This is a genomic window from Halorubrum ruber, from assembly GCF_018228765.1.
Classification (GTDB): domain Archaea; phylum Halobacteriota; class Halobacteria; order Halobacteriales; family Haloferacaceae; genus Halorubrum; species Halorubrum ruber.
This window is the reverse complement of record NZ_CP073695.1, coordinates 24,267-39,148: the sequence shown is the minus strand read 5'-3', so window position 1 is coordinate 39,148 and position 14,882 is coordinate 24,267. Positions and strand designations below refer to the sequence as shown.

Here is a 14,882-nt window from a genome sequence, read left to right as displayed (position 1 = left end):
GCCACTCGGTTGCCGTGTCTCAAAACGGCTGCGGTCGGCGGCCTCAACGGCGCCCGTCAGTCCCCCTGCGCAGCCTCGCAGTCGTCGCTTTCCGCCGGCGACGCGGTCAGCGCCCCCGGGCACGGCCAGCCGCCGGAGGTCTCGTCGCGCGTTCCGCCGACGTCGCCGACGCCCGGCGGCCCGGCGGGGACGGCGACGACGACGACCGTCCGCGTCTCGAACGCGACCGGCTCGGTCCTCCCGAGCGCGACCGACTCGCCGTCCACGTCGACGCTGACCGCGCCGGGTTCCCGGACGTACTCGAACGGGCGGTCTGGCGTCCCGACGTTCGCGCGGAGGGCGAACCGCGGGTACTCCCCGCGCACCTCCACGTTCCACGCGTTGACCGTCGCCACCCAGTAGCCGGGGACGGGCGCGACCGGAAGTCCCGCTCCCACGGTCCGAACGGGCTTCGGAACACGCTCGTCCGGCACCGACGCGACCGCCTTCTGGGCGCGGGATTCGATCTTCGACTCGACCTTCTTCCGGCGAACCGCGCGGGACGCGGCCGTCGTCTCGTCGACGAATCGGGCCGGAACACGGACCGCGTTCCGCCCCGTCTCCTCGCGCGTCGCGACCCGGAGGTGCGCCGCGAGCCCGAGCCGCCCGGCCGACGAAAGGGCCCCGATCCGGGCCGCCTCGCTCGCGACGCGGTTCGCGTACTCGCCGTCGCCGACTGCGACGGCCCTCTCGCCGAGCGAGTCGTACTCGGCCGCAGTGTTCTCCAACACCGCGTTCCGCTCTTCGCGTGAGAGGTCGGTCCGCTCCGCGAGCCGGTTCGCTAGCGCGTCGTCGACGCGGTCAAGCGAGGCGTCGATCCGGCCGGCGAGCGCGCGTCGGTCGGCGCGCAGGTCGTCGTCGTCGGCCGCCGCGAGCGCCTCGTCGGCCGCGAGGAGCGACCGCCCGGCGACGCCGAGACGGACCGTGTCGTCGGTGCCGAGGATCCGGTCGGCGATGCCGCCCGAGACGTCGCTGTACGGGAGCGTGACGTAGTTCACGTTCCGGGTCGCGAGCGGTCGCGTCGTCGTGCCGTCGACGCCTTCGACGCGCTCGCCGTCGACCGCCGTCCGCGGGAGGTACCCCGGCGACCCTTCCGGGGCGAACGTGACGGCGCCGCCCGGCCCCTCGTCGCCGACGCTGTAGGTTCCCGGGTCGCGGGCGGCCTCGCGGCTGGCGATCACCTCGCCGACGGGCGGCCCCCGAACGCGTCGTTCACGCGGTCGAGCACGCCCTCCGTCGCCGCCTCCCTGTCTTCGGACGCCGATTCGAGCTCCGCGATCACGGCGTCGAGGTACGCGACGCGGGCGGCGACGCGTCCTCGGTCGACTGCGCCGTCGTATCTCGACGGGGCGTCGCGGAGCGCGTCCCGGCGGTCGCGCACGGTCGCGGCGAGGTCTCGGTACGGGGTCGACTTCCCGGCTGCGGTGTCCGCCATCGACGCCTCGGTCTCAATCTCGCGGACGCGCTCCGACAGCGACGAGACGTCCCTCGCGATTCGGTCTACGTCCGCGTCCGACCGGTCGCCGTACACGACCGTCGACCGCGTCTCGTCGCCTCCTTCGACGGCATCGCGCGCCAGTCGATCCACGTCACCGTCCGTCTCGACGTTCAGGTCCGCCATCGCGGCCGCCGGGGTGTCCGCGAGGTCCGGCCCGACGATGTCGCCGCCCTCACCGGCGCCGAACGTCGCCGTGGGCCTGTCGGGCGCGTCGTCTCGCGGCGCGTACGTCCCGGTCACCGACACGCGGACGCGGTACCGGTCCGTCGCCTCGTCGCGCGTCACGGCGCGGTCGACGCGCACGTTCTGTACCGTCCCGTTCGGCCCCCGCTCGACGACCCGCCGCTCCCACGTTGCGGTCGCGGCGCGCTCCACGATGACCTCCCGGGTTGCGCCGCCGAACGACACGGACTCGCCGGCCGACACCGTCTCACCGTCGGTCCCCGTTCGGAGGTCGCTCCCGTCGACAACCCGGATCCGCTCCGTCCTTGACGTGTCGACCCGTCGCCACGGCTCGTCGAGGAGCGACCGGGGGCGATCCGGCGTCACGGGGCCGCCGTCGGCCACCCGGGTCGTCTCCGTCTCCGCGGTCGCCTTGACGCGGTGGCTCGCCCGCACGATCGATTCGAGGTCGTCGTGGACGCGCGTAGCGGCCCGGTCGGCCGCGTGCCCGACCTCGACCGACGCGGTCTCGCTCGTCGCGTCCGCGCCCGGATCGAAGGCGGCGTCCTCGCTCGCCGTCTCGTCGCCGGTCGAAGCTGGGGTTCCTCCCTCGCTGTCTCCCGTCCCCGTCGGGGTCGGCGCTCCGAGGACGGCGTCCGTCCAGGCGGCCTCGCGGACGCCGGTCGGAGACAACAGGTCGGTCACGCCGGTCCGGGCGGCCGCGCGGGCCACGCCGCCGCGCGCGTCGGGGTCGCTGGTCCCGAACACGTCCCGCTGGACGCGGACGATCCCGGCGTTCGTCGACAGCTCGACGTGGCGGTTCGCGACGACGTTCTCGACCGGGGCGCCGGCGTACTGGCCGTACCCTCTGGCCCACGCCATCGCGTAGAGGCTAGCGGTGACCTGTCTGCCGAGCCCGGGCCCTTCGACCGGGCCGCGGTTGAGCCGGCGCTCGAACCGCTCGGTCCGCTCGTGGGCGGCAAGCGTCGGCACGGGGACCGTGACCGTCCGCGACCGCGTCCGGTTCACGACCGTTCGGCCGTCCCGCGTCGCGGTCGTCGCGACGCCCGCGAAGGTGACCCGCGTCGCGGTCCCGTTCGCGGCCGGTTCGACGCTGACCCGCTCGCGCGCCGCGACGAGGTCGTCGACCGAATCGACCGGCGGGAGCGAGGCGTTCGCCTCGACGCCGCCGACGTCGCTCTCGACCGCGCGCAACGCCTCGGCCCCGGCGAGCGCGAGCCGAATCCGGAACGCGTCCTCGAACGCGGACTCCTCGCGGACCGCTTCGGCCCCCGGTCCCGATCCACCCGGCGCGCGCGTCACCGGCTCCGCCGCCGCGTCGTGGGCGGCCTCTCGAGCCGCGCTCCTGAGCGCGGCGGTGGCGTCGGCGTCAACGCGCTCGACCGCGCGCTCCACGCGGCGATCTTCACCGACGAGCCCCTGCTCGGCGAGCCCCGCGGCGTACGCCGAACTCGTCACGAGCAACAGCACGCCGACCAGCGCGAAGGGCACTCGCGCCCGCTCGTCGACGGCGAACGTCCGCGGCCGCCGACCGAGCGTCGACCGTCGATCGTCCCGGCTCCCCACGGTCACCACCTCCGGACGACGATCCGAACCACGGGATCCGGACCGTCGGGATCGGACGCCGATTCGCCGCCCCCGTCCGACGGAAGCGGCTGTCTGACGACTGCGACGCCGACGGTGGCGTCCCGCGGTGGCTCCGGTCCGACGGCGACTATCCATCGGTCCTCATCCGCCGCCGTCCCGTACGAAGCGGTCGCCGATGACTCCCCTCGCGTCCGGTACCGCTCCGGGACGCCGGCGATCCGCTCGTCCGTCCGCGCCGGCTCGTCGACGGCAACGTCGACGCGCGTCCGCGGGCCGACGCCGGTTCGGACCGCACCGATCGCCCGGCGATCGAACGCGCCCTTCGCGCCTCCCTCGGCTGCCCTGTCGGCGATCAGCGCGAGCAGCTCCGCGCGCGTCGCGTGGATCCGTCGCGTCCCGTTCGGCGCGTCGTCGTCGGGATACGTCACGGTCGCGGTCTCGGTGACGAGCCGGTCCGCGGCGTCGGTCGCTGTCGGGCCGTCGGGGCCGCCGGGGTCGCTCGCGCTGAGCGCGACGACGCTCGCGGAGACGCACAGCAGCAGCACGGTCACGTCGAGGACGGTGCTGGTCACCGCCACACCACCGCCCGGAGCGTCCCGCGGACGTTGCGGCCGGGCGCTACCCGGACCGTCACCCGCCGCTCGGCGACCGCAACCGCGTCAGGCGACCGGGCCTCCGGCGGTCCCGGCGCGTCCGGACCCGACGCCGCCAGCCACCGCTCGCCGCCAGCCTCCAGTTCGATCGCGGTCTCGGTCCCCGGCGCTTCGACTCGCCGCATCCGGCTCGGATCGACGACGCCGCCGACGGTGACTGTCTCCTCGACGCGGTCGAGCGCCGCCCTCGCGGTCGACCGACCGTCGTCGGGGGCTGCGTCCGCGAACGCGCCGGCGTACAGCCCCAACGCGAGTCCGACGACCACCACCGCGATGAGCGCGGCGGTCGGTTCGACGGCGGCGCGGTCGGCGGTCGAGAACGTTGCGGTCGGCCGCGTCGACGCTTCCGTCGCCTTCGGCTCGTCCGACCTCACGAGACCATGTAACACACGAGATCACCCCACGAGCGTGACGCGGACGTCGCCGTAGTGGACCCGTCGAACCGTGACCCGCTCCGGCGCGGGCGTCCACGTCGCGTCCGCCGAGCGCGCGCGCTCGGCCGCCGCCGCGAGCGCCGCCGGATCGTCGAACGCGGCGTCCGGGGGAGCGCCGGCGAGGACGCGCCGAAGCCGTGCGTCCGTCGTCGCCTCCGGGCTCACCCCCGCCGCCGGCCGGATCACCGGCGTGATCCGCGGGGCGTCGAGCGGTGCCCGCGCCGTCCCCCGATCGTCGCCGAGCGAGACGGATCCCTCCGCGAGCCGGAGCCGCTCCGCGGCGATCCCGTGTTCGGCTGTCGCCGGGTACTCCCCGTCCGCGACCGAGTCGATCGTGCGCGCCACGCCGTCGGCGTCCGGCGGCGGCGAGGCCGGAAACGAGGCGGCCACGCCGACGGCCGCGACGCTCACGACGGCCAGACCGAGCCACGCGTACGTGGCGTCGAGGTGCGTCTCGAACATGGCGCGGCTGGCCGCGGCTTGGTATATAAATGATCGGCGCGGAGGTCGGGTCCGAACGCGACCTCGTTCCCCCGCCGGCCGACTTCAAAACAGGAGGCCGGCGCCGGCGAACGCGACGAGGAACGTCGCGGTGGCCGTCGGCAGCGCGATACCGATCCGATACGCCACCAGCGTCCGGTCGAATCCGCGCTCCAGCCCGGTCGCGAGCCCGGTGAGGAGCGCGGCGAGCAGCAGTACGTACGTCCCGACGATCCGTCCGAGTACCGGCACCGACAGGGCCCCCGCGCCGCCGCTCGCCTCTGCCGCGCCGCTCCCGCCCGCCGCACCGCCGGCGCCGGCGGTCGCTCCGCCTCCGGCGCTCAGCCCCCCGCCGAGCGCGTCGGCCCCCGCTGCCGCCCCGGCTCCGAGACCGCCGACGTCGACAGCGTCGATCCCCGTCGCGAGTGCGACGGTCGCCCCGCCGACGAGCGGCGCGAACACCGCCGCGGTGTTCGAGAGCGTCCCCGTGACGGTCGCCAGCTGCCGCCTCGCGTCGCGTTCGAGCTCGCGCAGCGACTCCAGCTGGTCCGCGAGTTCCAGCAGGACGTCGCCGGCCGGCCGGCCCTCACGCGCGGCGACGGCGAGCAGCGCGATCGCGCCCCGGAGCCGGGGCGACGGGACGGCGGCCGCCGGTCCGCCCTGTCCTAAGAACGCCTCGCGGACGCCGACCCGCAGCGTGTCGCTCCGGCGTCCGGCGCGCTCGAACAGTTCGCCGGTCGCGCCGTCCAGCCGCTCGCCGGCGTTCGCGACCGCGGTCTCGACCGCGACGCCCTCCGCCACGTCGCCGCCGATCACTGTCATCGCGTCCGGCAGCCCTCGCTCGACGTCGCGCACGTCCGACAACACGGCCCGACGGGGTCTCGCGACGACGAACAGCGCGCTCCCGACGCCGACGCCGACCCCCGCGACCGGCCACGCCCACGGCGCGACGGTTCTCGCGGCGACGACGGCCGCCGCCGCCCCGAGGGCGCACCCGACGAGGAGAGCGTGGCCGCGCCGATCCGGCACGTCCGGGTGGTCACCGCTGATCTCCGGCGGCGGGAACGCGACCGGTCGCCGGAAGAGCAGCCACGCCGAGGCGGCCACCAGTCCGCCGGGGAGCGCGACGAGGTACAGGCCGGCGACGAGCCCGGGACCGATGGCGACGCCGGCGGCGGCGCCCGCGGGAAGCAGCGCGATGAGCGCCAGCGGGAGCAGCACGCCGAACGCGTACAGCGCGGAGACCGGCCCGCGGACCGCGCCGACGAACGACGCGAGTCGGTCGGTCGTCCCCGACAGCGTCGCGTCGAGCGCACGGTCCAGACACCGCCCGCGGCGTTCCGGCGGCGCGGTCGCCGCCGTCCGGACGAGCGCCGCGGCGCGGTCGATCGCCGGGAACCAGGGGCGCCACTCGCGAGCGAAGGCCCGAAGTCCGCTCGTCGGTCCGTCCGCGCACCCACGCTCGTGGCGGGCGAGCGCCGCCGCCAGCGGCCCGTCTCCTGTCCGCCCGGCGAACCGCACCGCCCGTTCGGTCGAGGGGTCGAGCCGCATCCGCAACACGAGCCGCCCGACGAGCCCCGGTGCCGCGCCGAGCGCGCGCGTCCGCCGGAGCGACGCGAGCCAGACCGGCGCCCGGTGGACGGCGTGAACCCCGCCGACGAAGGCGGCCAGCCCGGCCGGCGCGGCGGCGACCGCGCCGGCGAGGAGCGCCGCGACGGCAGTGACGACCGCGCCGACGACGGCGCCGACCTGGTACCCGACGGCCACGACGCGATCGGCGGAGACGTCCCACCCGAGGAACGCGACCGCGCGGCGGAGCTCCTCCGAAACGTCCGATTCGTCGTCGCCGTTCGAGTGGAGGCCGGACTCGTCGGACGCTGTCGACCGGTGCCCCGTCATCGGTCGCCTCCGGCGTACCGCGCCGGCGCGATCCGTCCCGTTCGAACCGCGTCGCGGACTCGGTCGCTCCGTCGGTCGACAGCCTCTCGAACCGCCGCGTACGATTCGCTCGATCCCGCGAGGTCCTCGATCAGTCGGCTCTCGCCGCGGTCGATCCGCCCCGTCGCGACGAGTCCCTGCTCGGTCCGCTCGAAGAGCGGATCGAAGCTCACCCCGTCGCCGTGGTCGCCGACCTCGACGATCGACTCGACGCGGTGGTCGTCGAGGACCGCGATCAGGTCGGTCGCGGCGAACGACGAGCGCGCGACCCCGAGGTCGGTGACGACACGCTCTTCGACGGCCGCCGGGTCCTCGCCGTGGATCGTCCCGAGGACCGTCTCGCCGGCGGCCCCGACGCGCATCGCCTCGTACAGCGCCCGCGCCTCCTCGCCGCGCACCTCGCCGACGCTTATCGCGCCGCCGCCCATGCGGAGCGCGGTCCGCACGGCGTCAGCCGGCGCGAGCTCGGCGCCGTCCCCGACCCGGAGCCGCTGGGCGTCCCGCTCGGCGTCGGCGAGCGCGTCCACCGGGAGTTCCGGCGTGTCCTCGATGACGATCGTCCGGGTTTCGGCGGGCAGTTCCCACAGCAGCGCCCCGAGCGCGGTCGTCTTGCCAGCCGCCCGACCGCCGGCGACCAGTCCGGTCACGCCGCGCTCGACGGCGACCGACAACAGCCCGGCCGCCGCGGGCGTGAGCGTGTCGACGGACACTAACCGAGCGAGCGTCCACGCCTCCGGGTCGCCGCGGCGGAAGGTGAACGAGAGGCCGTCGCTCGCCGGGGCCGTGGCCGCGGCGACCCTGACGCGCCCGGTCTCGGACTCGATCGTCGCGTCGAGCGTCGGCGTCGCCCGCGAGAACGCCCGGCCGCTCTCTCGCCGGAGCCGCGACGCGAGGGTGGCGGCCCCCTCCGGCGGGAGACGTACGTTCGTCCGGCACCGCTCGCCGTCGAGGACCACGCGGAGCGGGTTCTCCGCGACCGGCGCCGTCACCGTCGCGTCGCTCACCCGGTCGTCGGCGAAGACGTGTTCGAACGCACCGTAGCCGTGGGTGTGTCGCCGCAGGACTTCGGTCAGGTCCGCGACCGGGTCGTCGTCGTCGGCCACGGCCCGCACCGCTCGCCCCGGCGCCCTGTCGCCGCCGCGGGGGTCGTTGAGCAGCCGGTCGCGCGCGGCGGCCAGCGTCGCCACGCTCTCGGCGTCTAAGTCGGCGCTCGGCGGCGTGAGGTGGTACGTCCTGAGGGAGCCGTCGCCCTCGTAGAGCCGGACGGTCGCCCCGGTCGAGACCGTCCAGCGGTCGGCCAGCGTCGCGCCCGGTGGGGGCGCGGCCGCGACGCGCGCGGTCGCGGCCGTCGGCCCGATGTGCGCTCGCAGGCTCTCGTTCAAGTCGCGGTCGCTCTCGCTTCGTTCCGCGTCTCCGCCGAGCCCCGTGTCTCCCGCGAGTTCTTCGGCGGCCGACAGCAGCCCCGTCTCGGTCGCGATCCGCTTCGCGGGACCCGCCCGTCCGGCCGCCTCCGCCGCCGCGCCGAGCGGGTCTCGGGCGACCCGATCGGCGAGTCTCTCCTCGTGGAACTCGATCCGCTCGCGGAACCGTCCCGCGGCGATGAGAAGATCGGCAGCGTGGTCGGCGTAGGAGCGCTCGCGCCCGCGATGTCGAGCCCTGATCACGTCCGCGTCCCGGTCGGTGAGCGCCGCGATAACGGTCGCGAGGCAGTCCGGGCTCGCGGCGAGGTCGCCGCGTCCCGGGCAGCCGTCGGCGTCGACGTCGAGGACGACCCGGTCCTCGACGCCCGTCCCCACGGGCTCGCGGAACGTCGGTTCGCATCGGCACCCGCCGGCGTCGCCGTCGACCCACGGGAGCCGTCGAAGCGGCGTCTCGCCGTCGTCGCCGGCGATCCGCTCGCTAAGACCGAGGTTCATGGCGGGCGTGGCCCCGGTTTGGTATATAAACGATCGGCCGGGCGTCCGCTCCCGGGTCCCCCAGTCGACCGGAATTCTCCGATGCGACGGATCCCGGTCGACTGGAGCTATCCGACGCGACGGATCCGGACCGTCGGCCCCTCGTCGTCGACGTATCGGACCCGGACCCGGTTCGCCCCGCCCGGTCGGAGTTCGATCGCTCCGCCGGCGAGGTCGACGGCCGGCTCCGCGGACCCAGTGCCGACGCGGAGTGTGCGCTCCGGCCGGTCGTCGATCCGATACGCGAGCGCGAGGCCGCCCGGTCGGTCCGGCGACTCGACGAGTGCGACGCGATCGACGTCCGCCGCGGCGAACCCGGTCGGAACCCTGAGGAGCACCGTCGTCTGCGCCGCCATCGAGGGATCGCTCACGGGGGTCGACCCGGCGACGACGCCGCCGATCGCCCGCTCCAATCGGTCCGCCTCCGCGCCGATCCGCTCACCCGTCGTCGCGGTCCGGGCCGTCTCGACCGCGGGCATCGACGCCGCCAGCAACGCGACCGCCACGAGGACGGTGAGGACCACCCGGATCACGGCCCGTTCACAGCGACTCCCGGAGCCGGTCCAGCGCGTCCGTTGCCCACGCGTTGTCGTCGCCGTCTCCGTCGTCCCCGTCGGGCTCGCTGTTGCCGGTTCGCGGTCCGGAGGTCGGCCGGTCGTCCGGCAGGGCAGCGTCGAGGGCACTCTCCGATGGAACCGCACCGTCGGGGCCATCCCGGTCCCTCGCGCCTCGATCGGGCGCGCCGCTCCCGCCGTCTCGCCCGGCCCCGCCGCTGGCGGCTCGATCGCCCCCGTCGCTGGCGCCCCGGCCGGTCCCATTGCCACCGCCGTCTCGGCCGCTCTCCCGTCCGGCCTCCGTCGCCCGCGCGAGCGCCAGGTCGGCCCGGCGCTCGACCTCGCGGTTGACGGCCCTGACTGCCCCCGCGTAGCCGCGGACCGCCTGCGTCGCCGCCTCAAGTTCCGCCACGCGCTCCTCGAGGTCGTCGAGCCGCGATTCGAGCCGCTCGCGCTCGGCGGTCGCCTCCGCCCCCGCGGCGGCGTCCGCCGGGCGCGCGTCGCTCCCGGTCACCGCGCGCTCGACGGCGCTGAGGCGGGCCTCGATCCGGTCGTCCGCTTCGCTCGTGCCGGTCGTCGCCTCGTTCGTGCCGGTCGTCGCCTCGGTTTCCGCCGCCGTCCGCGTCGCCTCCGTTCCCGTGTTCGGCGGCTCCGCGCTCGGCGGCTCCGCACCCCGCGTGTTGTCGGTCATGCGCGCCGTTGCCCGCGGCTCCACTCTTAAATCTCGGGGAAAGGGTATTGTCGCCGGGAGTGGTACGTCCCCGCATGAAAGCAGTCCTCCTCGGCGTCGGACAGGCGGGCGGTAAGCTGACGACAGCCATCGCGGAGTTCGACGCCGACGCCGGCTACGGCGCGGTCCTCGACGCGCTCGCCGTCAACACGGCCGCGGCCGACCTCGACCCCCTCCCGCTCGAAACGGTCCTCGTCGGGCAGTCGCGCGTCAACGGCCACGGCGTCGGCGGCGACAACGAACTGGGCGCGGAAGTGATGGACGAGGACGCCGTCGAGGTGCTCGACGCCCTCGCGCCGAAGGTCACCGCGGAGGCCGAGGCGGTGTTCGTCGTCGCCGGTCTCGGCGGCGGCACGGGCTCCGGCGGCGCGCCGGTCCTCGTCCGCGAGCTGAACCGTGTGTACGACGTCCCCGTCTACGCGATCGGAATCCTCCCGGGCCGCGACGAGGGGACGATGTACCAGGTGAACGCCGGGCGATCGCTCAAGACGCTCGTCCGGGAGGCGGACGCGACGATACTCCTCGACAACGACGCGTGGCGCTCCTCGGGGGAGTCCATGGAGGGCGGCTACGAGGCGATCAACGCCTCGATGGCGAAGCGGATCGGCCTAATCTTAGCCGCCGGCGAGGCGGTCGAGGGCGTCGGCGAGTCCGTCGTCGACACGAGCGAGGTGATCAACACGCTCCGCGCGGGCGGGATGGCGGCGGTCGGGTTCGCGTCGGCGCCAGCGGCTGAGGACCCGGAAGAGAACGTCACCACGGTGACGAGCGCGGTCCGCAGCGCGGTGATGACGGGCCTCTCGCTGCCGAACGCTACCGACGCCGACGCCGCGCTTGTCGCGGTCGCGGGCGACCCGGACCGGATCTCGCGGAAGGGCGCGGAGAAGGCCCGGAAGTGGCTCCAAGAGGAGACGGGGTCGATGCAGGTGCGCGGCGGGGACTTCCCGCTCGACTCCGACCGGATCGCCGCACTGGTCCTGCTCGCGGGCGTCGAGCGGTCGCAGCGCGTCGAGGCGTTCCTAGAGCGCGCGCGGCAGGCGGTCCGCGACGAGCGCGAGGAGAAGCCGGACCCGGCGGCCGCGTTCGACAACGACGAGATCGACGACCTGCTCTAAGCGCGCTCCGCCGCCCGGAACCGGGCGACACGCCCGGCCGACGGGACAGGTTCCGCACCTTTTTGTTCTCGCCCGGTGGAGTCTCGCCCGATGACCAACCCGTGGGACGACTGGGACCACGTGCTGAAGGTCGACCCCGACAAGGACCTGCGGTCGGGCGAGACCTTCGAGGACGTCTGCCGGACCGGGACGGACGCGATCGAGATCGGCGGGACCCTCGACGTCACCGCGGAGAAGATGACGCGCGTCGTCGACGCGGCCGCGGAGTACGACGTGCCGCTGTACCAGGAGCCGTCGAACCCGGGCGTCGTGATCGATTCCCCGGCGCTCGACGGCTACCTGATCCCGACCGTGTTCAACGCCGGCGGCCCGTTCTGGATCACGGGCGCGCACAAGGAGTGGGTACGCATCGACGACCTCGACTGGAGCCGGACCCACACCGAGGCGTACATCGTGATGAACCCCGAGGCGTCGGTCGCCCAGCTGACGGAGGCCGACTGCGACCTCGCCGCGGACGACGTGGCGGCGTACGCGAAGATCGCGGAGCGCATGTTCGGCCAGGAGATCGTCTACGTCGAGTACTCGGGCACCTTCGGCGACACCGAGAAGGTCGCGGCCGCCCACGACGCCTTGGACGACGCCACCCTCTTCTACGGCGGCGGCATCCACGACTACGAGTCGGCCAACGAGATGGCCGCCCACAGCGACGTGATCGTCGTCGGCGACCTGCTCCACGACGAGGGCGTCGACGCCGTCCGCGAGACGGTGAAGGGCGCGAAGGACGCGCACGACGCCTAACCACCTTTTTCTCGTCGGGTTCCCTCGCTCACTTCGTTCGCTTCGGGAACCGCTCCTCGAAAAACCTGGAGGGAAAAAGCCGACGGCTCGGCGTTCGCCTCGCCGTCGGTGAACCGCTCGCTTCGCTCGCGGATGCTTCATCCGAGGAAGACAGTCGATCTACTGGGCTAAGTGGGCCAGTGATACGGTCGGCGCGTGCCTGTGAGCGCCCGGAGGGCGCGAACAGCACCGCGCGAGGGAGTCGGTGGTCCGGAGCGAAGCGGAGGACCACCGACGAGGCTGGGGAGGTGTGAGGTGCTGTGCGGTGCCGTGCGGGGTGGGACTCAAAGGGGCAGCCGCGAGGCCGGCGTAGGCGACGCAAGCACTGGAACGAGGGAGCGAACGGAGTGAGCGACCGAGTGAAGCGCGCAGCGAGCGTACGCCGGCCTCGCGGCTGGGGATTTGGAGGTGTTCACCGTCGATCCGCAGTCAATCACTTATAACCGAGCGGCTGGGGCTTTGGAGGTGTACGCCGTCGATCCGTATTCGACTATTTATAAATGGGCGGTTGGGGCCTTGACGACGTTCTTGGTCGATCCACGGTGACCTATTTATAAACGAGCGACCAGAATTTAAAAACCGATTTCGTAGTCTCGTCTCCGGAGTCACAAAGCCGAGCAACCAGAAATCGCGAGACGGCGCCTCACCGCAACAGCGTTCAGCATAATACAAGTTGGAGCCTCCGACCTCAAGTCGTATGGGACCGTAGGTCCCGCTGACCATCCGAACGGGTCTGCGGCCCGTGAGGAGAGAGCGAGCGAAGCGAGCGAGTAGGTCGGAGAGGAAACCCACCAGGCACTACACCAGCCACGTTCGATCGTCGGCCGACTTCTCACTGAATCGTCACTAATATAAAAGTAAGAAATACGTCTGAAGTACGGATGGAGGTACGGCGCACCGTGCCAGTCAAGCTCGATATGGCCGACAGCGACGCCGACCTCCTCCATGAAACTATCTCCGAGTTCCTGTGGGCCGCCAACTACGTCGTCGACCAAGCCTGGCAAGGCGAGTATAAAACAACAAGCAAGGCCGAGCTACAACGCGAGACCTACGACGACGTGCGAGCCGAGACGCGACTTCAAGCGAATCTCGTCCAGAACGCCCGTAACAAGGCCGCCGACGCCGTCCAAAGCGTCGTCGCCCGCTGGAAACAAGGTGACTACGCAGGGAAGCCGCATTTCACTGCCTCAACTCTCGTCTACGACAAGAGGTGTGCGACGTTTAACGAAGACCACGCGACGCTCTCGACCGTCGAAGGCCGTATCACCGCCGAGTACGTCGTGCCAGACGGTAACCGTGAGACGCCCTACTCGGAGTACCTTCTCAACGACGACTACGAAGTGACAGGCGGAGAACTTCACTACCGAGACGGCGAGTTCTACCTTCATGTCCGCACAAAGGCGGACGTAGAGTTCGAGACTGCCGACGACGGCAACGACGAGCACAACACAGTCCTCGGCGTTGACCTCGGCATCGAAAACGTCGCCGTCACGTCAACGGGCACGTTCTGGAACGGGTCGGAGTTGAACCACTGGCGCCGCGAGTTCGAGAAGCGACGCGGGTCGCTTCAACAGTGCGGGACGCGGGCCGCTCACGAAACCATCCAATCGGTCGGGCGCACGGAGACGGGACGCTACGACCACTTTTTACACACCGTCTCGAAAGAAATCGTCGCAGAAGCCGTCGAACACGACTGTGACGTGATCGCGTTCGAGAACCTGACCGGAATTCGTGAGCGGATGGCGAACGCCAAGAAATTCCACGCGTGGGCGTTCCGGCGCCTGTTCGAGTACGTCGAGTACAAAGCCGAAGTCGTCGGCATCTCGGTCGAGCAGGTGAGTCCCGCCTACACCTCCCAGCGATGTTCCAAGTGCGGGTTCACTCATGAGGACAACCGCCCGATCTCGGACGGCCAAGAGGTATTCGAGTGCCTGAAGTGCGGATACTCACCGCACGCGGACTACAACGCGGCGAAGAATATCGGTCTGAAGTATCTCCGCTCGGCGCAAACGTCGTCGGGTGGAGGCGCACCCGTAAACGTGCGCTTGAATCGCGGGACATTGAACGTGAACGGCGATTACGAGCCTGCCAGCGATGGCCAGAACGGGAGTCCACGCGAAAGCCCCGCTCTCAACGAAGCGAACGGCGAAGCCGTGAGCGAGTAGGGCGGGGTAGTTTACACGTATCCGTCCAGCATGTTCTCGACGTACTTCGCGATCACGTCCACCTCCAGGTGGACGGGGTCGCCGACCGACTTCTCCGAGAGCGTCGTCAGGTCGTAGGTGGTCGGGATGATCGCGACGTCGAACTCCCCGTCACGCTTCTCGGCGACCGTCAGCGAGATCCCGTCGAGCGTCACCGACCCTTGTCGACGAGGTAGTCGCCGTGGCCCTCGGGGATCGCGAAGGTGAACCGCCAGTCCTCGCCGACGCGCTCGATCCCCGTCACCTCGGCGACGGTGTCGACGTGGCCCTGAACGACGTGGCCGTCGAATCGCCCGTCGGCGGGCATCGCGCGCTCGACGTTGACCGCGTCGCCCTCGCGCACGTCGCCGAGGTACGTCTTCGCGACCGTCTCGCTCGCGAGGAACACCTCGAACCAGTCGTCTTCCCCTGCGCCCGCGTCGACGCCGTACTCCTCGACGGTCAGGCAGACGCCGCTCACGCTGATCGACTGGCCGTGGTGGAGGTCGTCGAACCCGTCGACGCCGATCCGAAGCCGGAGTCCGTCGTCGGTCTCGGTCCGTTCGCGGACCGTCCCGGTGTCCTCGACGATGCCGGTGAACATACCGGAACTGGGGGCGGGCGACGGTTATCGGTTCTGGGTCCGGGCGGATCCTCTCCCGGTCGACCCTCCGCAGTCGACGCCGCGTCCCTTTT

General features: G+C 72.4%; 10 protein-coding genes and 2 pseudogenes. 3 read left to right on the top strand and 9 right to left on the bottom strand.

Going from position 1 to position 14,882, the window contains the following annotated elements; genetic code table 11:
* Positions 1-56: 56 nt before the first annotated feature.
* The 8 genes and pseudogenes from J7656_RS00195 to J7656_RS00160 form a co-directional block, all read right to left on the bottom strand.
* Positions 57-3,295: pseudogene (locus J7656_RS00195) on the bottom strand (DUF7286 family protein).
* Positions 3,289-3,885, bottom strand: coding sequence for a DUF7284 family protein (locus J7656_RS00190; protein ID WP_017341961.1), 597 nt, complete (start codon positions 3,883-3,885; stop codon positions 3,289-3,291). Before J7656_RS00190 ends, J7656_RS00195 begins: the two are co-directional and overlap by 7 nt.
* Complete coding sequence (locus J7656_RS00185) at positions 3,876-4,334, bottom strand: DUF7285 family protein (RefSeq protein ID WP_017341962.1); 459 nt, start codon at positions 4,332-4,334, stop codon at positions 3,876-3,878. The genes J7656_RS00190 and J7656_RS00185 overlap by 10 nt, the downstream gene beginning before the upstream one ends.
* A 21-nt stretch (positions 4,335-4,355) precedes the next feature.
* Positions 4,356-4,856 (bottom strand): DUF7283 family protein, encoded by a 501-nt coding sequence (locus J7656_RS00180; protein WP_017341963.1) that lies wholly within the window; start codon positions 4,854-4,856, stop codon positions 4,356-4,358.
* Between the two features lie 84 nt (positions 4,857-4,940).
* Positions 4,941-6,773 carry a hypothetical protein gene (locus tag J7656_RS00175; protein ID WP_017341964.1) on the bottom strand — a complete coding sequence of 611 codons (1,833 nt, stop codon included), beginning with the start codon at positions 6,771-6,773 and terminating at the stop codon, positions 4,941-4,943.
* Positions 6,770-8,728 carry an ATPase, T2SS/T4P/T4SS family gene (locus J7656_RS00170; RefSeq protein ID WP_017341965.1) on the bottom strand — a complete coding sequence of 653 codons (1,959 nt, stop codon included), beginning with the start codon at positions 8,726-8,728 and terminating at the stop codon, positions 6,770-6,772. Before J7656_RS00170 ends, J7656_RS00175 begins: the two co-directional genes overlap by 4 nt.
* A gap of 107 nt (positions 8,729-8,835) precedes the next feature.
* Positions 8,836-9,300, bottom strand: coding sequence for a DUF7311 family protein (locus tag J7656_RS00165; protein ID WP_026046111.1), 465 nt, complete (start codon positions 9,298-9,300; stop codon positions 8,836-8,838).
* Positions 9,301-9,307: 7 nt separating this feature from the next.
* Positions 9,308-10,012, bottom strand: a complete 705-nt coding sequence (locus J7656_RS00160; protein ID WP_211553734.1) for a DUF7310 family coiled-coil domain-containing protein — start codon at positions 10,010-10,012, stop codon at positions 9,308-9,310.
* A 74-nt stretch (positions 10,013-10,086) separates the two neighbouring features.
* Here J7656_RS00160 and J7656_RS00155 point away from each other — a divergent pair, with 74 nt between their 5' ends.
* From J7656_RS00155 to J7656_RS00145, 3 genes are all read left to right on the top strand, one after another.
* Complete coding sequence (locus J7656_RS00155) at positions 10,087-11,166, top strand: tubulin/FtsZ family protein (RefSeq protein WP_121595303.1); 1,080 nt, start codon at positions 10,087-10,089, stop codon at positions 11,164-11,166.
* 90 nt (positions 11,167-11,256) lie between these two features.
* Positions 11,257-11,964, top strand: coding sequence for a phosphoglycerol geranylgeranyltransferase (locus tag J7656_RS00150; protein ID WP_121595304.1), 708 nt, complete (start codon positions 11,257-11,259; stop codon positions 11,962-11,964).
* Positions 11,965-12,884: 920 nt separating this feature from the next.
* Positions 12,885-14,168, top strand: a complete 1,284-nt coding sequence (locus tag J7656_RS00145) for an RNA-guided endonuclease InsQ/TnpB family protein (RefSeq protein WP_211553733.1) — start codon at positions 12,885-12,887, stop codon at positions 14,166-14,168.
* 11 nt (positions 14,169-14,179) lie between these two features.
* On the opposite strand, the pseudogene J7656_RS00140 reads toward J7656_RS00145, so the two are convergent.
* A pseudogene (locus J7656_RS00140) lies at positions 14,180-14,790 on the bottom strand (riboflavin synthase).
* Positions 14,791-14,882: the final 92 nt, after the last annotated feature.